Here is a 21,665-nt window from a genome sequence, read left to right on the forward strand (position 1 = left end):
TTTTGAATTCTTCAGTGTAGCGGGGATGGCTCATGGTTCCTCCTAGATACCTTTAGTATAAGGCCTGGAGGTGTCTACGAAACCTGGGGCGATTCACTGATTGAGGTACTTAGTATAACTGCCAAGGAAATCTTTGGAACAAAAGGTACGAACCAAAACGATGTAAACAATAGGTATGTTAACGCATTTGTGAATGAAATTGCACCGCACTTTGTCCAGGTGAGAGGTCGCTCAGGGAGAGTGCTGACCATTTCTCAAGATTATCTACTTCTACTCACAAACCTAGCTATCGGTAGTAGAAAGCAGGTTCAGTTCCAAGAGCTGCTTCAGGAGTTTAGAAAACGTGGGGTCTGGTTTGACAGGCAGTCAGAGCAAGCGATCATCAGGTTTTTGGAGCGAATTGGTAACGTCGAGCGAATGAGCGATAGCGGAGATGCGGTTTATGTCCGAAAAACACTTTGAAGCCTTCTTGGTAAGCAACCTACGTGGTTGGCTTCAGTCCCGTATAGAAACGGGCGCCCGGTATCAGTTCAAGTCACCAGACCCAGAAAATACGAATGCCCTTGTCTCTGAGTTGCTAACACGGAGCGATGGTCAACTACGCTATGGCGAGCACGAACTCTCATATCTCGAAGTTAATGATGTGCGTTTGCTGGTGGCAGGGCATTTGGAGCAACCTGATATCGAGAATGGTTGTTATACGGAAAACTATATATCAAACCTGCGAGATACCGTGGCGGCTCAGATGCCTCCTTTCGCGAGCTGCGCTTTGCTGATTGTGCATAACAGCCTCCTTGATACCCTAATTAATAGTGCGTTCGACCTGGCTCAGGGCGATGCTGTTTGGTCGCCGCGTCAAACGAAAAATGCACTGGATCTCATGATATCTGGTGGGCTTCAAAATCAAGTTGCTTCCCGGTGTCTCTTAGAGCATCAAGCTCGGTTAATCACAGAAGAAGGCTCCAGTGTATTCGGATTTCGGCACCTTCACGATGCATTGCTAAACGGAGACTTGCGATTCCAGGAACTAGGGTTGTTCAACGACCCCCAGGTGTTAAGCAACTCAAGCGAGAAGCAGGTAGCACGCCGACTGGAGTCGAACCGACAGCTAAGGGAAGAGATAGAGTTTGCTGTTGAGCATTTTCCGAATGACCTGGAAGACAAGCTGACTAAGTTTGGATCAAAATTTATACAAGAACATTTTGGAGAAGGGGCCGAGGTTCCCTGGACCGAGCTCAATTACCAAGCGTTTCGAGACGAGGAGGAGCTTCAGAAAAAGCTGACTCTTGACTATGAAGGGATTGAGGTCAAAGGCTGCGAAATTGACGTACGAGACAAGAAAGATACCTCGGCGGGTAGGCGAGATAAACATCTGATCATTGAAGTTCCGAGTGGTCAGGACATGTTCAACTTCAAGATCAAGTTCGTTGGTCAGCGATTAGACAAAAAGGAGCTTTTGGTTACGCCAAAAGCCATGTCTGACGTTATTGACATCGATTTCTCTTTTAGAGGTGACAAGTCGATCTTCACTATCTCGGGGCCATATAGGGGTGAACCTGAATTTTTTAGCCTGAGGCTCAATCGAGACGCTTCTAATGAAAAATACAGCTTTAGTTGCCTGGTAGTTCAAAATGGGGTCTTTCATCTGTCTGCCTTTGAAAACCGCTTTCTTATCGATCGAAAGAGAAAAGCACTCGTACTCCAGGCAGACCAACATTGTCTTGATGTCAATCCTGAGCTCATCACCGAGACGGTGTTATCCGACAGCGATGAAACAGTTGACGTAAATTCAGTCGGAAAGATCAATTTCGAGCAACTTTATGATGAGTCTGATGAAGTTAATTTCACCCTAACGAATGAGAACAGGTCACTCTTTGTACTCGTTGAAGGGGAACCGAGCAAAGAAGCACTTCGGCTACCAGTGATTTTTGATTCAAGTCGGTTTGCCAGGCTTTTTAAAGACGATAACTTCAATGGTGTGTATCGGCCAGGAAAAGGGACCGTCGTCTTCGATAGCCAGGAATCGGAGCCCGTATTCTTCCGAAAAGCTTTGCTTCAGGCAGAGTCTGCTTTCGTTAACGAAGAGTGCATTGAATGGGACAATGATCGGCGCAAAGGAACCCCACTTTCAAGCCTTTCGCTCTCCGATGACAGAGTATATCAAGCTTACTTGGCCCTTATTACTTACTTTCAAGAGCATAAAACGTTGCCCTCCTTGGCCAGCTGGGGGCCTGAACTTGTTGAACTAGGTAAAGAGTATGTTCTGGCTTGCGTTGATTACTTGGAGCACATCCAGACGGGTAAGCCGCTCGATAGCTCTGAACGGCTGGTGATTTGCACCGGGCTGGCAATAGTTGAGGAGCGCCAATTTTTTACTCCGTTCCATCCGCTGGTCATGGCCTACTATCTGAGTTTGGTTGAAGAAATCGTTGAAGATGGTGAAGCGCGTAGCTTTCGTGTACTACCAGAGGTTACGAAAGGAAGATTAAATGCACGGGGATTACTCCCTCATCTTTTCGATAGAGACAGTCGTTATAGCTATACACAGGCGGTGCCAGAGAACCCCCTCTGGTTGGAGGTAGTGCCACATCAGGATACAAGCTTCGATTTTGTGGTAAACCTTGTAAAGCACAAGATCGAGGAGTTCACCTCTACATTTGAGCAGTTATTCCGCCAGGTTGATGACGCCCCCCTATTAATAAACTCTGTGAACAACGCAGAAAATTCAGAGCTATTCAGAGGGCTGGTATCTTACTATCAGGCTAACTTACTCGGCGGCCGTCACATACACGTCAATCTTTACGACGAGAAACTGATCGAAACTGAGTTTGATGTTTTCGCTGAGATGGGGATGTATGACGAAATCAAAGAACGGTACGGGCTCCATAAGGGAGCTGCACGTCGCAATTCTGATGCGGTAATCGACTTGCTGCGGACAAGGCTAACGTTTAGCAAGTTCCAGCATAACCATGTGGAAAAGCAAGCTTATGCTCATCTGACATTCTTTAAGAATGATCAGAAAGTGGAAGCTGTGGACAACAACATTGATGAGCACGTCTCAGGTGTTGCCTGCTCTGGGCTGTTGTCAGGTGAGTCTTCGAGGAGTGAAGGCGACCGATACTTCACGGCATTTGGTTTGAAAGGTGTTGATTACAACTCTTTACCTCACTTGAAGCTAGCCAAGCTAATAGGAACGCTTTGGCGCCCCTCTCAGTCCAAGAATGACGTCTATCATGATCATTCGGCCACTAGCCTTGCGGTGAGTCAGGAGTTTATGTCCTTGCTGGAGCGCTCATACGATAGTTCGGTATGGACGACCATTATAGATCCAAAGGTCACGCTGAAGTTCTTTGAAGCCACCGAAGGCGTGATCCTGATTCACTACTCTGATCAATACACAAGCTCGTCGGGTTATGACGCGATCACTGTTACCAAGCAAGTTGATCTGTATAAGAATGTCCTGGGCAATGCTGGCAATGAATTAATTCGAGAGTTCAATGCATTCAATGGTGAATGGTTGCTCAGGCTGATTACCGATCACTCGAAAGAAAAGATTGCGAAAGAAGGCATTATCGGTGCCTATAAAATCGTTAGTGTCCTTTTGGCCGAATCAGATATCACGTGGATTCCTATCTCTGTCGCCGAGATGATAAGAGTGGCTGGCAATATTGGCCTTGCGATGACCGATAGTGATTTCTCGCGCCACAATCGCAAGATTAAAAAAGGTGCAATTTCTGACGACATCTTGTTCGCAGGTTTCAAGGAGGGTCAACTTTACCTCCTACCTGTGGAGGTGAAAGCTGGGGGGCGCCCTGATTTCTCCAAGGCGAGAGAGCAGGCGCTGGAGTTGAAGCGATACATGGAAGAAGACCTCCTTGGGCCGGACACGCTTGCGTCTCGGCTCTATCGCGGACTATTCATTCGCCAAGTGCTTCTGCAAATCGAGAAGTATCAGTTGTATCAAGTGTTTGAGGATGGTCATTTCGCGGATTTCTTCAACCATCGTGAAGAATGGCTAGAAGGGCAGTACGGAATTGGTCAGCTCCCGAATTATCCCAGCGCCATGGTGGTAGCTCACATCAACAATGAGTCCTGTTTTGAAGAAAAGTACGAGCTAACCGAGGGTGTTCTACAGGCTGAAATACCGATGGGGCTCCTCGATGAGCTGGTAAGAACGCCTTACCAAGAGCTGAAAGTGAAAATCGAAAATTCATCACTTCTTCACGTGCCCAAGGAATATTTTCTGCAGCCTTTCACTGAGCAAGAACTCGCAGACGTGAAAGAGGATGTAGAGCATGATGGTGGTGTCTTCCCCGCTGCGCCTGATGATTCTTCCGAAGAGAAGATAGGCAATTCCGAACCTGCGATACCCACTGAGCCACTCAGGATCCAGTTCGGCAAGGATGTTCAAAGTGGTGAGGTAATCTATTGGGAGCCTACGAATACCGAAAAGCTTTTCAATACGAATACCGGAATTATTGGCACGATGGGCACAGGGAAGACGCAATTCACTAAGTCCTTAATTACTCAGCTTGTTCGCAATCAAAGCCATAACGTTGATGGAGCCCCAATAGGGATACTGATTTTCGACTACAAAGCTGACTATGTGAAGGATGAATTCGTAGAGGCGACTAATGCCAAGGTATACGATCTGTTCCATTTGCCATTCAACCCGTTCGCGGTATTTGGGAACCGGCCAATGCAGCCGATGCATACGGCTAACCTATTTCGCACCACAGTAGCCAAAGCATTTGGACTTGGCCCAAAGCAACAGAATAAAGTGCGTACCCTGGTGATGGATGCGTATGAAGTAGCTGGTATATATCCGGAAGACCCTTCTACATGGGGCAGGCCAGCTCCAACGCTCGCAGATATTTGGGCAGAGTTTCAAGCACAGGAGAAGGTTGAGCAAGACTCTCTATATGCGGCTCTAGACGATCTAATTGGTTTTAAAATCTTTGAGCCGGATACTAATAAAACGCAGTCGCTCTACGATTTAGTAGATGGCGTAACGGTGATTAACCTATCGGGTTATGACCCCAGCATTCAAAATCTGGTTGTCGCTTTGACATTGGATTTGTTCTATACCCAAATGCATCAGCAGGGTAGCTCAAAGCTGGATGGTAATTTCCGCCAGATTTCCAAGATGATTCTAGTCGACGAAGCCGACAATTTTATGTCGCAGGATTTTGATAGCCTGAAGAAAATCCTGAAAGAAGGTCGGGAATTTGGGGTTGGGACTATTCTATCGACTCAGGAACTTACACATTTTAAAACCGGTGATAATGATTATTCAACTCTGATTCTTTCTTGGGTTATCCATCAGGTGGCCAATATAAAGTCACAGGAAATTAAGGCCATTTTCAATACGCAAAGCAAGCAAGATGAAGAGTATTTTATGATGCAGATCCGTAAACTGCCAAAGCATCACAGCCTATGTATAGATGGAAAAAAGAAAGTCACCAAAGTGAAGGATTTGGCATTTTGGGAGTTAAAATAGTGAGTTGGCGCGTAAGAATGACAAGCAACTATAGTCGATTCATAGAAAATGGTCATACACAAACATTTATCGCTTGTTTTTGGATGCTTGTTGGTTCTTTTTTGCCAATTATAGTAGATTCAGCTATTAAAAGCTGGGCCTTGCCAATGGGCTATTCAGATGCTTTTTTGGGAAACTTAAAAGGGGGGGAAGTTTTTATTCTAACAACTGCCATGATAACCCCCTTCTTTTTACTTCTTTTGAATAAAGTTGCTGGTCGGGTCAAAGCGCAGTTTAAGTTTTTTTCATTTGTTTTTATCTTCTCTCTATTTTCTTTGATTGGTGGTCTTGTGAGCTTTTCCTATTTTAGGATCGGTGAAATTGTCAAATCAGGGGAGGTTGAACTAGGCACGGGGGCTAAAGACTATCTTTCTGGACTTTTCAGCTATGATTTTAGTTGGCTTGGAGTGATAATATACGTAATTTCGCTCATTGTATGGTATTACGCATCTTATCATGATAGACACCCTGGCGAATCGTATAATGAGGCTGTTTCTTCGAGTCAAAAGGCTTTAAACGATAAAATTTTTAGCAAGTAGGGTTGGCGAAATGACTTATTCCGTAGTTATTGATGCAATAAAAGTAAGTCAACCTGTTGGTGATTTCTATTGTGGAGTCATGAATGCGTCTGACGTTACTCGAATATCAGAAGCTGATGTTAGGAAAATCCAACATGATGATGTTGGTAAGTATCTCGGTATACAGAGAGAGTTAAAGCCTGACAGGGTCAAAAAAATCAGTTCTTACATAAAAGGAATTGACGCAACTTTTCCCAGCTCAATAATCCTTTCAATTGATGAAGAAAATGTAAGTTGGAACCAGGACTTGAAAACTATAACTTTAATATCTAACGAAGGAGAAGATGATAAAATTGCCTCAATATTGGATGGGCAGCATCGGTTAGCAGGTTTCAATGACGGAAATTTCGAATTTGAGAATCCTGATGGTTCGTACTCTCCTTTTCAGCTTCTGGTAACTATTTTTGTTGGTGCTGATATATCAACACAGGCAGGGATATTTGCGACTGTAAACCTCGCTCAAACTAAGGTGAATAAAAGCTTGGTTTATGACTTGCAGGCGCTAGCAGAAGCAAGAAGTCCAGAACGAACGTGCCATGATATTGCTGTCATTCTAAATGCTGAAGAAAAAAGTCCTTTCTATAGATCAATAAAAAGGTTAGGTGTTGCAACTCCAGGCGTTAGAGGCGAGTTTCTGACACAAGCAACTTTTGTCGAAAATGTTGTGAAACTCATATCACCAGATCCGAAGGCTGATAGAGACCACTTTTTAGCGGAATCTAAATTCTGGAGAAAAAAAGAGCTATCACACTTAGATCAAGCAAGCCTGGAAAAATATTTCTTTAGGATTGCATTTATTAAGAATCGGGATGAATTAATAGCTTCAAACCTTATTAATTTTTTTGATGCTATTAGGAAAAAATGGCCTATAGCTTGGTCTAAAGAAGAAAAACGGTCTTCTTTAAATAAAGCTGTTGGTTTTAATGCCTTGATTCGCGTATTTCAGGATATATATAGATTAAAAAATTCAAATTTTGAATGGGATGCAGTTATTAGTTTTAATAGCTTCTCGGAGATGCTTTCTAGTTGTGATTTAGATGATCAGTTCTTTATAAGCTTAGAGCTGGCAAGTAGGTCTTCTAAAGTTATTTATGATTCAATATCTGAATCTTTTGGGAGTCATTGTTAGCGATTATAAAATCTATATAGATGCCCCCTAGAATAGTAGGGCATCTATCATGGAGTATTAAAGTGAACTTTAAAATTACAGGTGCTAAATATTATTGGTGAAAAATGAGCGCATATCTAGTAGGTTTTTCACGTGTCCCATCTTGTGCAAACCGCTGTCAATTAATGAACGGATAATATCCTGAATGTTAGAATCGATACCTTGCTCCGCACAGAATTGCCGTAGCAAGGCTTCATACACTTTTTCCTGATCACCAAATAGCACGTCACGATTAATTACGTGCACGTGCTCAGGCTTACTCTCATTAATCGCCGCTGTATGAATATCTCGTAACGCTAACGAAATCGCCATACGTGCAATAATGTTCGGTGTCAGGCGCGTTCTGGTTTGCATGTATTGCAAGCGATCCCAGGTTTTCTTACTCAACTGGATGCGGAAGGGAATCATATTAGCTAGCCTCCTGCTCTTGCCAGAAATAGCCTTCACAAACCTTAGTTGCTCCTGCTTTGGGATCATATTCAAGCTTATAAGCACGCGAAATGTCTGGTGAGAGAGCTGTATAAAATGCTTCGTCGACCTCTGTATCTGTCGAAAGAACAATCATTTGATGACTCGCGGTGGGAAAATAACCTTCAATTAACTTTGTTCGATGCTCTGAGTCTAGTCGCCCTAGAGGAGTATCAACGATCATCGGCAGTTGACGTCCTGAGGTCTTTGCCAACGCTTCAAGCACTGCGATCGCGAAAATCTGTTTTTCACCGGCAGAAAGCTCATCTTTCGCAATTTCTCTACCTCTGCCGGAGAGTAGGCTTACATGAAACGTTTGGGGGTCAATGCGGATCTGCAGTTCCAAGTCTTCCTTACGTGCAAGCTTTGCAAAGCATTCAGTGAACTGTACTTCAAGATCCTGAATTTTAGCTCTAGCCGTCTGGTCTACGTAGTCGTTTAGAAGGCCATTCGCATTATTTATGTAATCGAGCACACGTTTTTGGTCGCTTAATTTCGCAGCTGTTTCGTAAAGCCGATCAAGTCTTCGGGCGACATCAACAGCTTCGTTCGCAGTCTCTTTACCTTGCTTTCGAAGGGTGTCGATTTGAGCGTCTAGCCTGCCAAGCTTTTGCTGTAGTTGCTGAAGATTCTCGAAATCCGTAGCAATCAGTGAGTCGTCTGGTGCGCGCGCTAGTGAAGCACCTATCTCATCGAGAGCGGCTTCAATTTTTTCTAACGATGTAAATAAGGTTGATACTTCTTTACGCTGCTTTCGAGCCTGATTAAACGTAGTAAAAAGGTGACCAGCTTGGGAAGGTGTCAAATCATGTATTAGTTGATCGAGGCTCTGATCTTTTGAAGATAGGTCAAGTGTATCTAATCCACTGATGACTATACTTAAAGTATCTTCTGATAACTTTGAATCAAGCGACTCAATTAGCTTTGCACGATACTCTTCATGAATCCTGCGCTCCTGAAGAAGGCTGTGGAGATTTAGGTCGCTCTCTATTTGAGTCTCTGTCCTTGCACAGAACTCCTCTGCCAGTGCGATAGGCGCCGCATCAGAGACTAGGCTATTAATCTGAGAAACTAGATGTTCCCGCTTAGCTTGTAGTTCTGATAATTCATCTACGAGCTGTGTTCGAGAGGCAGAAAAGTGCCCACCTCGATCATCAATCTTTTTTTGGATCTTATTAGCTCGATCCTGAATCTCAGCACGTTGAGCACGAGCCGTAGTGATCTCTTGTCGAATCGACTCGACACGAGTACGGCAATCCTGGAGGCTGGATTGTTCGGAATCTATTTGAGCTTGAATCTCTTGAGCTGATGATCGTTTGGTCAGGTTGCGGTTGAGTACCGTCAAATCGCCGGAAAGCCTTTCAACTACGTCCAGTCCAAGTAGCTTCTTAATGGATTGCTCTAAAGCGGCTCCACCTGTGTCATCCGCTAATTGAGCTATCTTTTCACCATCAAAAAAGAACAAGTCAGATACGCCAGCAGGAATAAGTTCATTAAGAAAATTCTGCGCTTGGTCGTAATTAAGACCTTTGATAGGAGTGCCGTCTTCAAGGATTGTCAGAGTTTCTTTGACACCACTTCCTTTCCGTTGCCATTCACGTAGAACGTGATATTGGTTTTCCGTGCCAAGCTTGGCATATGTGAATGTTAGTTCAACAGATGCCTGATTCGCAGAACGGTCAGTCTCTTTTGAGTGATGTAGGGCATCCAGGAGAAACTCATCGTACCGTTTTTGAGAAACGGTAGAGCCAAGGCATAGGCGTCCGTAGAGGGCAAGCCTTACCCCTAAAAGAATACTTGTTTTACCAGCCCCGTTGAGTCCTCCAAAGAGAATGATGGGGCGGGTTTTTCCGTAGTGTTTTTCGGGCGCTAAATTAAAATGGTTGATGCCAGCATAAACTCGGAAATCGGTCAGCGTAAGCTCTTTGATAAGCATTAATTCAAAAACTCTGAAAATTCGTCTTTTACTTCCTCAACGTACAACTTGCCACGCTTGCGAAAGGATTGATTGCGTTCGTTGATAGCTTCAAGCTCTTCCCAATCGCGCTGAAGGATGCTTTCCAAGCTATTCAAAATACCTCTGCGTTTTCCAAGGCCCGACACCTGAAGCTCTGCTTCAAGCATCTTTCGGATTAGAGCCGACGGAACCCCATAAGTATCGGAAAGCTTTTCCAACGTTTCCGAATCTGCTCGCGTGAATGCTCCGGCATCGTCTTCCACCCAATCTAGGTCTTCACCATATACGTCACGGTATATGTGGGGCAGGGAGTCTTCCCAGTCCGGCTCGTTTGGGTCTCTTAACCATTCTCTTCTGATCAAATGCAATTCAGGACGCGTGATCAGTTCGATGGACTCTCCGCTATCGTTAATCTCTTTCTCAATGGTCAAAAGTTCACGAAGAAATTCTTGGCGCTTTGATAGCCAATAAGGGCCAGGTATGTGGCGAATTTCGTGAATGCTGTCATCGCTGATATCGCCTGAGTTGTATGACACGCGACCCGTCCGGCGACGGAAGTTGCGGTACTCCTCGGAGTTTTCAGGCTGCCGAGATTGATAGAGCATGTTTCTAAAAGCTAGCAGAGGCTTCATCCAACTGGCACCTGACTCGATCAAGCCGTGAAGCGCTTTGTCTTCTGTAACAACGGTGCACGTCCAGCAGCCAAAGCGACTGTTGCCACAAGAGGGAGTGCTTTTGTCGATAACAATGGGGCACTCGCCCTGGTTCGATCCTTTATAAAGTTCTAGCAGCTCTCTATTAGAGCCGCCCCAGGGGCAGGGGGCGCTCATTAGGTACATCCATACTTCATCTGCCGACCAACTTTCGATTGGCATATACGTGTATGCATTCGGGAGTGAGCTATGACGGCTTAGGGCAGAGCCGTCGATTTTGTGTTTAGAGATTACCTGGGCTCGTGAAGCGCTCTCCTGACTACGGGAGCCTAATACGACAACGGCTTCACCGAATTCAGCGACCTTATCGAGAATGAACTCGCTAACAGGATCAATCTTCATGCGCTCCGTACACCAACGAAAAGATTGGTTCGGCGCTGGGTAGCCACGGCCCAGTAAATTTACCCAAAATGTTTGATCGATTTTCGGCACCACGCTGTGAGCGCTCATCGGTAAGCTTTCACGAGGTGCGGCTTCATTGATAGTGGCTATTACTCGCTTGATCATGTCAACGACGACAGGGGTCTCTACCAATGTGTCAGATGAAACGACATATACGTGTTTTTTGCGCTTCTCTGTAGGTAGCTGAAGTAGCGCCATGTAAATCAGCGATAAAATACAGGTGGAGTCTTTGCCACCACTAAAGCCAATGATCCAAGGGCGGTCATCAGAGCAGTAGATAGTCTGAATTTCTCGCACTAAATCTACGAGTGGACGGCCACCAATGGTGTAGTCCTGGATCATTGAAAGGTGGTCTGAAAAAATAAATTTCTCTTCTGCCATCATTTGAGCGACTCCTCGTATTCCTTCTCTGTAGGGGTAAGCGGAACACCGAGCTGTTGTTTGATGTAGTTGCAGCTGAGAACTACGCTACTTCGTGCTTTGCTGATACGGCCATGATGCATGGCGCGTCCTTCCCAATCACTATTTGCGCGAGCCCAATCAATTTTTTGTAGACCTTGTAAAATGGCGCACCACTGGGATTTTGGCTTACAAATAAGATCAGAGCCGACGTGACCCATAGCCTGCAACATAACGCCGTGAGCATGGACATACTGTTCACGCAGCTCGCAAGTGGCGACTTTCTTTTCTAGAGCTAGCTGCCAGTCCTGCATGTTCTCTGCCACTTCGTTCCAGAACTGAATTGCTAGATTCTCCTCTTCTGCCGTGATAGGGGTATTTTTTCCCTTCATCAGTAATGCTTTGGATGCGTTTTTTATGGCTGACAACGTAAAAAATTTACTGCTCCGATTCGAGATACTTGATCTCTCCATTTCGGTCAGTCTTGAAAACACTTTCACTTCACGAACAACATTTCTAGCAAGTTCAGATAATGCATCGCGATGATCATAGAGTGTGCTAATGGAGTCACTTGGCCGCACTGCGTGTTTGTTCAGATCGGCGAACATTTGCTGGCTGCGTTTAAGTCCGTCGTCGATGAAGAAAAGCACTGGGATGTTGTCATACCCAAGCTCTGGATTTTGTTCAATCGCTTGTACGATAGCCTCACGGCGGTGTTGGCCATCGTTAATTAGGATCTTTGCGTCCATTGGAATAGACAGCAGCCCGAGGTTTTGCCCAAGTCCCGTATCTGTGCTGGGTTCAAACGAAACCTGCCCATCAACGGAGGCGGTGATACCAGAGAGTGTGTAGTCAGAAGGGTTGTCTACTAGGTAGCTTACGATGTCGGGGATGCGGGTGCGGTTCAAGACGCGCTGGGCTCTGAGCTCAGGGGGGACTTCTTGTCCGTCAAAAATAAAAATTTTTGGCACTAACCGAAGCGGACACATTGCCACATAACATGGCCGTCCAGACTGAATTCCACGAGCTGCTGGAAAAGTATGAGAAAACTCGGCCATGAATGCCTCTATATCTGGAAGTTAAATTCTTTGGGGAAGTCAAATTACTAGATAAAGACTTCCTGGTCAATGCAATGAACTTCCTTTCCAAAACAGCAGGCTTTATGGATCTTTATTTTATTGAAATATCAATAAAATCAATATTTTAATTGAGCGTTCAGTTTTGAGTTATGAGTGACAACCTAGGCGGCTTAAAAAGCTATCTGAACTCTACGTGTCTGGAGTATTAGACGCTGAAATATACTCGATGACATCCTCAACCTTACAACCAAAATACTCACAAAGCCGGTCTACGTTTTCTGTTCCGGTGTTGTAGCCGCGCTGATTGGCAATTTTGGATAGTGTCGTGCGGTGAATGCCAGTGGCCTGTGACACTTCATCAAGCGTAACCCGCCGATTTTCCTGAAAACCTTTCTCAGCAAGTAGCTCTTTTAAGCGAAATCTAATCATGGAAGTGGCCTTTTTCAATTGGCTGCATCCTACCAAATATTTTGCCCCTCCGCATCTTATGTTGAGTAAACGCTACGAAAGGCGCTTGACAGCATCTTTTTATTGCCTATTATGTAGCGTGTAAGCTACATAAGGCCACTAAGGAGTACATAAGATGTCTATTCACTACTTAACGACAGGTGAGCTTGCCGAGCGCATCAAGTATGACGCACGCACCATCCGTGAACGTTTAAAAGATGACGTGCTGCTGGAAGGTATTCATTACATTCGCCCGTTTGGCGGCCGCAAGATTTTGTACCTGTGGGAACCGATTGAGCGCGATATGCAGCTGCACTCAAAAGAGGAGAGTATGGGTGTGCCGATGGCGGGTGGAGGTGTGTGCCATGGGTAAAGTTGCTGCACGTAAAGAAACAGGCAAGCTGTACTTTGATTTTCGCTATTTAGGCAAACGCTGCCGTGAGCAAACGACACTAGATAACACAACGGCGAATCGCAAAAAGCTAGAGCGGATTCTGGAGAAGATTGAGGCGGAGATTACGCTGGGTTCGTTTGATTATGGTCGCTACTTTCCAGATAGCCCGCGTGCCAAGACGTTAAGCAAGCGTGCATTAACGGCGGTTGGGGGTTATCACGCCACGCCGTTGCTACGCCAGTTCGCCGAAACGTGGTTTGCAGAGAAAGAGATCGAATGGCGTGAATCACAAATTGTCACCGTGCAGGGTTGTTTAGATCGCCATATCTTGCCCGCGTTAGGGCATAAGGAAGTCGGCAGCATCACTCGTGCAGAAATTCTTGAGTTCCGGGCCTCACTCGCCAAAGTTAATACCCGGAGCGGCAAGAAGCTTTCCGCCAGTCGCATTAACCACATCATGACGCCATTGCGCATGATGCTAAATGAAGCCGCCGACCGCTATGAGTTTAGCTCACCTTATCGCGGGATTAAATCGCTCAATGTGCCGCGCACGAATGTGGAGCCGTTTACGCTTGAGGAGGTGCAGCAGATCATTCAGCGCGTACGGGAAGACTTCCGTCAGTACTATACCGTGCGTTTCTTCACCGGCATGCGTACTGGTGAGATCGACGGCTTAATCTGGGAAAACGTGGATTTTGGCCGTCGCCAGATTTTAGTTCACCAAGCGCTGGTGCGTGGCCAGATAGTACCCACGAAAACTGACGGTTCCTTCCGCTCTATCGACATGTCACAACCCGTCTTTGATGCGCTGAAGGCGCAGTCTGAGGTGACGGGTAAAACGGGGCTGGTATTCACTACGCGCAAAGGCACTGCCTTATCCCACGTCAATGTGACGAAACGGGTGTGGTATCCCTTGTTGGAGGAGCTAGGGCTGCGTAAGCGCCGCCCTTATCAAACTCGCCACACCGCCGCCACACTATGGCTGGCGGCAGGTGAGAGCCCCGAGTGGATTGCCCGCCAGATGGGTCACACCACAACCGAAATGTTATTCCGTGTTTACTCACGCTTCGTGCCCAACCTAACGCGCCAAGATGGCTCTGCGTTTGAGCGCATGCTGAACCAGAAACGTGCCTAGGAGAAATCGATGAAACCGTTCAATACGCCAGTAAAGCGCCGTGATGACATCGAAGAAACGTTGCACGTAATGGCAGCACTGCAATCGCAACAGCGCCTTGAGCGCCGCTTGGCAGAGTCGCTCGCTGCCGCCACTAGCTTAGCACCGGGCTGTGCTTTGGTGATGTGGCTGGGTGACGGGCAAGAGCGCACTAACCTAGATGCGTTAACAACCTGGGTAGGCCGCACGCTTAAACAGCTGGGGCTGGATGCCAATCGCCAAGCGATTCCACGTTTGCTTGCAGAGCTAGAGCGCACCTTATGGGCATGGGAGGATCAAGCATGGCAATAACATCGCAAACGGCCACTCAAAAGGTAGACCGTCAATTTGAAGGGGAGGTGTATGTCGCCGGCGTTGAAGGGCCGGAGTGGTTGATGCAGCACGAAGTCTGGTCGCTGTACTTAATTACTGCTAAGGGTAACCTGCGCGTTTTCCTGACCGACCGTCATGTAATCGAAGAAGGGGCGCCTAGAATGGGCCAGCGGCTTCAAGTAACAGTGCGTTGGGCTAACTTCGCCAGCCAAAAGCTGTGCTTCATCACCCGTTATGAGGCGGTAGGCGGCTAGAAGACGCTGACCGCCAACTTCCGATGCATTCACTCACTTATCCCCACTCTCTTTTAGCGAAGTCGGTGGGGATAGTTTCATCTGATATTTTATTCATTCCGAGTTCTCGTCTCCACACAACCCCAGTACCAGCATCGCCATAAACGCTGCAAAGCGTACCGCCTCCCATAAAGGCTGTTCAGCCTTTTTGTAGCTATCCCGAGTAATTTTGAGGTGGGCGTTTCCGTACCAATAGCGCGTGTAGCCCGAAGGGGAGGGCGTTGGTATCAGCTCAATACGTGGGTGAGGAATATTCGTCGCGTTTGACCAGTGCTGCTTAACACGCTTTGCCTTCGCATTAGCAGTGACTTCAACAACTAGATACGTATGTTGAAAGCAGCGCAGCGGGCGCAATAGCTCACGTACGCGATTGATAGCGTCTGCATCGGGGAGCACGATATGTCCCGTACTGCGCTGTATATGGTTTCGCAAGGTGGTTAGGCTCTCTTCAGCCTTGCTGGGCTCTTTTTGGTGCCAATCCAGCAAGCGATGAAAAAACTGCCCTGTTTCTTTTAACACAGGCGGTTTAACAGGCGGTGCCATGCAGCGATAAAGCTCTGGCATATAGACACGCGTTGATGTGACGAGCCGCTGCCGGTCATATCGGTTGGCTTCACGGCTAAATTGCTGATTGGTGCGTCGCGTTTTGCGTTGCATTAGCCGTTCGCCATTGGCTACCCATTGGCGTAGTGGTTCTTCCTCAAGGGCAAACCTTTTCGCGGTCTGCTGGATTGCTTTATCTAAGGGTTCCCCGCGCGCCTCTTGTTGTTCGATAAGGCGAAGAGACTGATAAATCGTCGTTGCCTCGGGCCAGTTAAACGAGCTTTCTAGGGAGTTGTCGAGAGGATTAACAGCTGGTGGTTGGTATGTTCTCCACGCATTTTTCAACAAGTCGTCGGCAATAAACGGCTGCCACTCCGTTTGCAAATGGCTTAAGAGTTCGCTTGCTTGTGTCTTACCGATTAAATCGCGACGGTTTCGCCAGCTGGTGAGTGCCGTCTTTGTTTGAAAGCTCAGCAATGCCAGTTGATGTTCGAGACGAAGCATAGGGTTATAGTGTCGAAAGGTGGTGTGGCCAAGCACCCAATCTAGCAAATGGGAGTACGTGCTGAGGGTTTCCTCGGGGCTCGCATGCCCTGCCCACAGTGCAAGCTGCCAAAGCCGTTTGCGGGAAGGGCGATCTTGAGGCGCTAAACCGGCCAGCACAGAAATATCAGCGTTTATGTTCGGTAATGCGATGTCTCCATGGTCATCTCGCAGCCAGGCCGTGGGTAGCAGTTCGCAAGGTGAGCGCTCCAGCAACCGCAGTAGCGTAAAGGTCACGAAGCTGTGCCTAAGGTGGTGGTAACGAAGGCTAGGATCACCACTGACCGTTCTTAAAGCGGTTTGCACTGGCTGAAACAGCACTTTGTCATCGAGCAATAAATAGCCACTGCCGCTGCTGCAAAACAGCAGTTGCTTGTTAATTTGCTGAGTAGTAGTTTCGCCCTGGCGACGCTTTACCCACGCAATCAGTTGCGCCTGCTCGTCGGGCATTAATAACCACAGCGGCAACCGCCGCGTGGCTGCATAGCTTTTTCCTCGTCGATAGGTGTTGGAGCGGATAATAAGCTCACTGGGAAAGGTGGCGGTACCCTCTACATAAACAACATCTCGAACAAGTAGCCCGGCACATTCGCTACGCCGTAACCCCAAGCGATATCCCAAGATGAGCGCGAGCTTTTGCATCGTGCGAAAGCGCTCAGGCTGCTCGGAATACTCGATCAAGTTGAGCGCACGACGAAATTCAGCAGGCGTCACAATATTAACATCCACACGCTTTTTAGCGCCTGGCATGCCTTCCAGGTCAATCGATGGCGCTGCAATGGTATCCATTAAAAAATGGTGAAAATCACACAGGCGATTCTGCACCGTCGCTCGCTCAACATCGGGTTTGACACTATTTAAGACGTTCTCATATAGCGCTTCCCATTGATCAGCACTGGCCGTTTGTAGCTCATCTAACGCTGAGCTTTGAGCCACTAGCGAGCGACCAATCGCGGATAGGTATCTTTTTACCGAACTAACGGCGAGCTTAGATTTTACACGGCCTCCTTTCTGCAACAACTTCAGACACCATCTTGCCAGCAGCGTCACCATCGCACCGTTACGGCTTGATATGCTCAAAAATGTTTGAATGTTACTGATTGCTTCACGCTCGGTGGCTCGGTCACCTAATGAGTTAGATAAACACCGCTGCAGCTGACGAAACTGTTTTAGTTGATCCGAAGGCGGCGCTTGAGACGGCGCGGGTGTCTGAAACTCCAGATACACATCGTTGCCGCTGGAGTCCGCCAACGTATCAGTTAATACGTGGCGTTGAGTCAGTCGCTGCCAAGATGAAGGGCGTAACGATTGTGCAACATTCGCTCTTCTGGCGTAGTGATTCAGCAGCGGAGGCTTATCAAACGAGGAGGCGGTATAAGCCATTGAAAGCAGCTCGGAGATGCTTTTTCGCGACGCACCGTCGTCAATATGTTTGAGATAAAACATCAGGCATTGTGCGACCGGAAGGCGACTTTTAGCAGCGGTACGAGGCCACGCGCTGTCTGTCTCTTGGTAAGCACGTAGTAGCATCAATTGACTGGTTGGGCTGAGAAACAGACGGCGATAGCAAACTCGTTGCTCTTTTTCAAACGGCGTCTCTGAAGACTGATCGGCAGATGCCTTGTCATCGGCTGCTTGATCGTCATCGTTCTCAATAGGCAGCGGCGCTCCTTCTTCCAACGTGAGAAACACCGCACCGTTAGTCAGGGTGACACCCTTCTCAAAGGCGTCGGGCACTTGCTCAAGATGGCGTTTATGCAGCACCGCCCCTTCGCGAATAAGCTGAAACAACCATCGTCCTATCAGCCATTTACGCAGATCATGGCCAATGAGTCCTGGGGCGCTTGGGAACGCGTCGTGAGCCTCAACAAGTTCATCCCAACTATGTAGCTCAGCAAATGATTCGGTAGTGACGGCGGGTGGCTCGCGGTCTACCGTAACCAGTGGGCTTGGGATGGCCACTGTCCAATTCAGCTGCTGGCTACCTCGCTCCAGCCCTTTCACCAAAAAATTGTGTGTTATTTTCAGCGTACTGGGCGGCGCTTGCTGGTGTAGAGCATCAAACGCTGCAGCAATAACCGCATCAGGCATCACGATATCCCGCTGGCCAGACATAATGCCGGTAACCTGCTGTTCTAATGATGCAAGAATGGCTTTCCAGCGCTGGTAGCGCTCACAAGCTCGCTGATAGCGACGCGCCTCTTGTCCATCGGAGGTGCTTTTTTTAGGGGGTGATAGTTTCCAACCTGACCAGATGGCGTGATCGCTATCGCTCATAACGCCTTACCCTTTAATGCTTTCCAGCCTTGCGCTTTCATTAGCTTCTCAATGGCAGGGGCAATAAGCGCGCAGTACTCACGGGGGCAAAATGTTGAGTAGTTGTCCCAAGGTGCCTGCCCCGCATCCCAATGCCCCATAAACGCATCCACTACCTCAGATGCTAAGCCGCGCTCTTTCAGCTGAGTATGTAAATAGTGACGGTTGATATTGAGCGGGGGTGTGTCTCGCCATTGCAGATGCTCTTCCAGCCTAGAGGGAGTAACTTCTTGTGGCGTGCCGGATTGGTTTAAAAACATAAACGGCGTCTCCCACTGTTTCTGAAGATAAAACTCCAAGCGGTCTATCAGCCCCCTGCGATGGCGTTGGTAGTGCGCTAATTGCTCAACCATGAGGCTGGTGAGCGGTAAAAAGCGGGCATGGCTTTGCTGATCATCCGTTTTATCTGCGATGACAATCATGCGCCGAGATAAAGAAATATTTGTCCACTTGGGTAGTGGGTCGCGAATGCTACGGTAACCAGTTGAGAACATCAGCATAGCGACGGTATAGGCAACGTAGGCGTTGTGCATCGTGAACAGTTCTAGTGGTTGCACGCCCTTTCTAGCGGATTTGACGCGATGCTGCAGGGTAGCAACTAGATCGTTGACGTATGTCGTTATAGGTACCAGCTTAGAGCCTACATAGTGAGGGTTGCCAGATGGAGCAAGGTTGGCAGCTGCACAGACGGGTTTAATCTCATCGGATTTAGGCAAAGAGGTGGCGCATTGCTGCTCAATCTCGCGCATGGCCTCGACATACTGCTGCTCTATATAGCTTGTGCTGGGCGCGTAGTAATACAAAGACGTTTGCTGGCCGAATGAAGGCATACGCCCTGTGATCAGGCACGCGGCTGTTAAATCTGCATCGCCCGTATTGAGCATATTAAAAAGGTGCGCTCCTAACCGGTGCGCGGTTAGCCGAGCGCCTGTTTTTCGATTGATAGTAGAAAGCAGTTCTTTTACATCCTTTTCCAGTTCTGCTCTGCCGTCTTTATTGAAGAGGGGGAGTGCACGCTTCCTAACGCGTCGCACAATATATGACGCTTGTCCTTCTATCAGCTGCCAGCTGAATGCGGGGACTGGCAGTGTCAACGATGCCTGGGTCGTACGCATGTGCTTCGGCCACTCCCCCGTCATTTGACGACTGCTTTCGGGCCGCAAAATGCCAGATAGCCACCTAGGGCTGTCACCATGCATAACGATGATGGAGTGTTCATTGAGAGTACTAGGTGCTTTCTTTTTCATAGGCAGCACCTGCGCATCCAGCACACTGTTTAGGCCGCGGCCGGTGGTTAACAGCAGCCCGATGACACACCCAATGCGGCGGCGTTTGTCCGAAGGTAGCTGGTTCAACTGTTGCATGAGCTGATAAAGATCAAACGTACTTAAATGTTCCCAACGCCCCGGCAGCAGCTGTGCCGCTTTATCTTGAAAAATTTGCTGGCTTTGGGCTCGAAATACCGCTTGCAGAGAGGAGTCGCCCTTTGCCGTTTTGACAGGCTGATCGCTCTGAATCAGCTCAACAGTCGGGCGCTCTTCGGTGATGGATAAACCAGCGGTACGCAGCGTACTCTCGGTGTCCTCATTGAGTTCTGGAGGGAGTGTTAAGATCGAAGCAGCCGTTGCTTCCCAGCGCTCGTCCGGATCATTATCGAAAAGCCGTTGACGCTGAGCACTGGGGCTTTTTTGTGAATTATGCTCTGCTTTTTCTTGGTACCCGCGTCGCGGCTGCCGCCTATTCAGTCCATAGGCTAAAAAACGGCCTAATTCCTTAATATATTTATCTTTTTGCTGGCTATACTCGTCCACGTGATACGCATCGCAGCATATGCTGATTTTGATAGTAGGCCGGTCTAAAGGGGTGAGGAGGTTTATCCCATCTGCTTCAATGCGCCTTACTACCTTGCAAGCTGACTCCAAATTTTGGCGGTAGGTAGTCGGTGTGAGGCGCTTTTCGTCCTCTTCCGTAAACGCTGGGTTGTTCTGGGCCGCTCGCATATCCAGGCGCCATTTAAACGCCACGTTAATGATGTGAGCGAGTAGCGTGAGTCGTTCGCCCAGCTTTTCTGTCGCTACCTTTGAGCTAGCAAGCTTAAACAAAGCGCCATGGATAGGGTTTGTGCTATGAATCCCTTTTTCACCACTCCCAGTTTGTGAAGTTAAATTCAGCGTGTTTTTATTAATGGCGGTTGCCAGTGCGGAGAGTGCTGATAGATCCCAAGCGTCATCGCCAATGCTAGCTAAGTGTTCAATTGTCTGGACTAGCAGTGGCTTTATCGCTTCTATCCCCAAATAGTCGTTACGCGGCTGAAGGACTTCTTCTAAAAGTGCCTTATGCTTAGTGGTTTCATCCATGAAGGTAGTCGCCTCTAATACAGCCGTCGATTAAGGCCAAAAGCATCACAGAAAGTGGTCTTATTGCTGAAGCGTTCGGACACATCCATTAATAATGCTGGTTGATCAGACATGAGCTCATTCCATAGAGCAGCTACGTAATGCCCTGCCTCATTGGGAGAGAGTGCATGGCACGCTTCCGCAGATAACGCGAAAAACAGAGCAACCGCATTTGTTTGTTGACTGGGCGGTGCTTCTACCAGTGTGACGCGCACCTTTTCACTGTCGCGAAAACGGTTTTTCGCTATATACAGGGCGTTCAGGTTGGCAAGACAAAATAGCGGATCGCCATGCGCGCTTCTCTTCGCTTCGTAAACCACCGGCGGGTGCTGCATGAGATAGGCCTTTAGCGCCTCATCAGTCATGTCCTGGATTTCCTCCAAAAAAGGGGGGCGAGCCAACAGCAGGCGGCGTACCTGGGGCGATAAATATCGGCTTACCTCGACACGCGACAGTGAGACCCTCCTTGAACCACACTCTTTTAGCATTAAGCCACCTGGTTTATTTGCATTGTGTAACGTCGTTAACTCTCTTAAGGCATCCCTTTTAGCCTTTCCTTACTATATGATTACCATGTTTTTTAATCGGCGCAACCCTTTGTATATGAAAAAGTTATGCGTGAATGTGCCATGGAGAAGCTTCGTTTATTAAGTTTAATGTGTTTTCATGGGTAATTGTCTTCAATTGCTTATTTGTTGATAGAGACTCCATGGGTAAATTGGCTATGTAAGTTGATTGAAGGGGTTGTTGTCTGCGGGAGTATGTTGTTAGGCCCCTCTTTATATAGTTGGCGTCAATTTAAACGTCTCCGTGTAGACTCCATTGACAGCGTTTGAAATGTTTAAAGGGTTCTTCGTCACTTCACGTGGATTTGGCCTGATCGAATAGGCGGCCCACCGGGCTGCCAATCAGGTAGATCATGGCGATAAAGTTGGCCTCGTTCC

16 protein-coding genes are annotated in these 21,665 nt (G+C 47.6%); 8 read left to right on the forward strand and 8 right to left on the reverse strand.

Annotation, left to right across the window (positions count from 1 at the left end):
• Window positions 1-129: 129 nt before the first annotated feature.
• From dptG to BIS10_RS09675, 4 genes are read left to right on the forward strand one after another with little or no spacing between them, the layout of a single operon-like run.
• Window positions 130-462, forward strand: a complete 333-nt coding sequence (gene dptG / locus BIS10_RS09660; protein ID WP_253504775.1) for a DNA phosphorothioation-dependent restriction protein DptG — start codon at window positions 130-132, stop codon at window positions 460-462.
• Complete coding sequence (dptH, locus tag BIS10_RS09665) at window positions 443-5,500, forward strand: DNA phosphorothioation-dependent restriction protein DptH (RefSeq protein WP_253504755.1); 5,058 nt, start codon at window positions 443-445, stop codon at window positions 5,498-5,500. The genes dptG and dptH overlap by 20 nt, the downstream gene beginning before the upstream one ends.
• A complete protein-coding gene (locus tag BIS10_RS09670; RefSeq protein ID WP_253504757.1) occupies window positions 5,500-6,078 on the forward strand; it encodes a hypothetical protein in 579 nt (192 codons plus the stop codon). Before dptH ends, BIS10_RS09670 begins: the two co-directional genes overlap by 1 nt.
• 10 nt (window positions 6,079-6,088) lie before the next feature.
• Window positions 6,089-7,246 carry a DGQHR domain-containing protein gene (locus BIS10_RS09675; protein ID WP_253504758.1) on the forward strand — a complete coding sequence of 386 codons (1,158 nt, stop codon included), beginning with the start codon at window positions 6,089-6,091 and terminating at the stop codon, window positions 7,244-7,246.
• Between the two features lie 84 nt (window positions 7,247-7,330).
• Here BIS10_RS09675 and BIS10_RS09680 read toward each other — a convergent pair whose 3' ends face one another.
• The 5 genes from BIS10_RS09680 to BIS10_RS09700 all read right to left on the reverse strand — a co-directional run bounded on the left by BIS10_RS09680 (window position 7,331) and on the right by BIS10_RS09700 (window position 12,732).
• The gene (locus tag BIS10_RS09680; RefSeq protein WP_253504760.1) at window positions 7,331-7,693 is read right to left on the reverse strand and encodes a DndE family protein; all 363 of its coding nucleotides are present in this window, start codon (window positions 7,691-7,693) and stop codon (window positions 7,331-7,333) included.
• A 1-nt stretch (window position 7,694) separates the two neighbouring features.
• A complete protein-coding gene (gene dndD / locus BIS10_RS09685) occupies window positions 7,695-9,689 on the reverse strand; it encodes a DNA sulfur modification protein DndD (protein ID WP_253504762.1) in 1,995 nt (664 codons plus the stop codon).
• Window positions 9,689-11,209, reverse strand: a complete 1,521-nt coding sequence (gene dndC, locus BIS10_RS09690) for a DNA phosphorothioation system sulfurtransferase DndC (RefSeq protein ID WP_137095111.1) — start codon at window positions 11,207-11,209, stop codon at window positions 9,689-9,691. The genes dndD and dndC overlap by 1 nt, the downstream gene beginning before the upstream one ends.
• Complete coding sequence (gene dndB / locus BIS10_RS09695) at window positions 11,206-12,282, reverse strand: DNA sulfur modification protein DndB (RefSeq protein WP_137095109.1); 1,077 nt, start codon at window positions 12,280-12,282, stop codon at window positions 11,206-11,208. The genes dndC and dndB overlap by 4 nt, the downstream gene beginning before the upstream one ends.
• A gap of 210 nt (window positions 12,283-12,492) precedes the next feature.
• Window positions 12,493-12,732 (reverse strand): helix-turn-helix transcriptional regulator, encoded by a 240-nt coding sequence (locus BIS10_RS09700; protein ID WP_137095107.1) that lies wholly within the window; start codon window positions 12,730-12,732, stop codon window positions 12,493-12,495.
• 154 nt (window positions 12,733-12,886) lie between these two features.
• Between BIS10_RS09700 and BIS10_RS09705 the strand changes: the two genes are divergently transcribed.
• From BIS10_RS09705 to BIS10_RS09720, 4 genes are read left to right on the forward strand one after another with little or no spacing between them, the layout of a single operon-like run.
• A complete protein-coding gene (locus BIS10_RS09705; protein WP_137095105.1) occupies window positions 12,887-13,123 on the forward strand; it encodes a hypothetical protein in 237 nt (78 codons plus the stop codon).
• Window positions 13,116-14,279, forward strand: coding sequence for a site-specific integrase (locus BIS10_RS09710; protein ID WP_253504764.1), 1,164 nt, complete (start codon window positions 13,116-13,118; stop codon window positions 14,277-14,279). Before BIS10_RS09705 ends, BIS10_RS09710 begins: the two co-directional genes overlap by 8 nt.
• A gap of 9 nt (window positions 14,280-14,288) precedes the next feature.
• Window positions 14,289-14,609, forward strand: a complete 321-nt coding sequence (locus BIS10_RS09715; protein WP_253504767.1) for a hypothetical protein — start codon at window positions 14,289-14,291, stop codon at window positions 14,607-14,609.
• On the forward strand, window positions 14,600-14,884 hold the full coding sequence (locus BIS10_RS09720; RefSeq protein ID WP_253504769.1) for a hypothetical protein: 285 nt from the start codon (window positions 14,600-14,602) through the stop codon (window positions 14,882-14,884). Before BIS10_RS09715 ends, BIS10_RS09720 begins: the two co-directional genes overlap by 10 nt.
• A gap of 93 nt (window positions 14,885-14,977) precedes the next feature.
• On the opposite strand, the gene BIS10_RS09725 is transcribed toward BIS10_RS09720, so the two are convergent.
• Genes BIS10_RS09725 through BIS10_RS09735 form a run of 3 tightly spaced genes read right to left on the reverse strand, consistent with a single transcriptional unit; the run spans window position 14,978 to window position 21,086 of the window.
• A complete protein-coding gene (locus tag BIS10_RS09725) occupies window positions 14,978-18,286 on the reverse strand; it encodes a site-specific integrase (protein ID WP_253504771.1) in 3,309 nt (1,102 codons plus the stop codon).
• The gene (locus BIS10_RS09730; protein WP_253504773.1) at window positions 18,283-20,682 is read right to left on the reverse strand and encodes a hypothetical protein; all 2,400 of its coding nucleotides are present in this window, start codon (window positions 20,680-20,682) and stop codon (window positions 18,283-18,285) included. The genes BIS10_RS09725 and BIS10_RS09730 overlap by 4 nt, the downstream gene beginning before the upstream one ends.
• A 14-nt stretch (window positions 20,683-20,696) precedes the next feature.
• Window positions 20,697-21,086, reverse strand: a complete 390-nt coding sequence (locus tag BIS10_RS09735) for a hypothetical protein (protein WP_137095214.1) — start codon at window positions 21,084-21,086, stop codon at window positions 20,697-20,699.
• Window positions 21,087-21,665 lie beyond the last annotated feature (579 nt).

The organism is Halomonas sp. 707B3 (assembly GCF_024158645.1).
Taxonomy (GTDB): Bacteria; Pseudomonadota; Gammaproteobacteria; order Pseudomonadales; family Halomonadaceae; genus Vreelandella; species Vreelandella lionensis.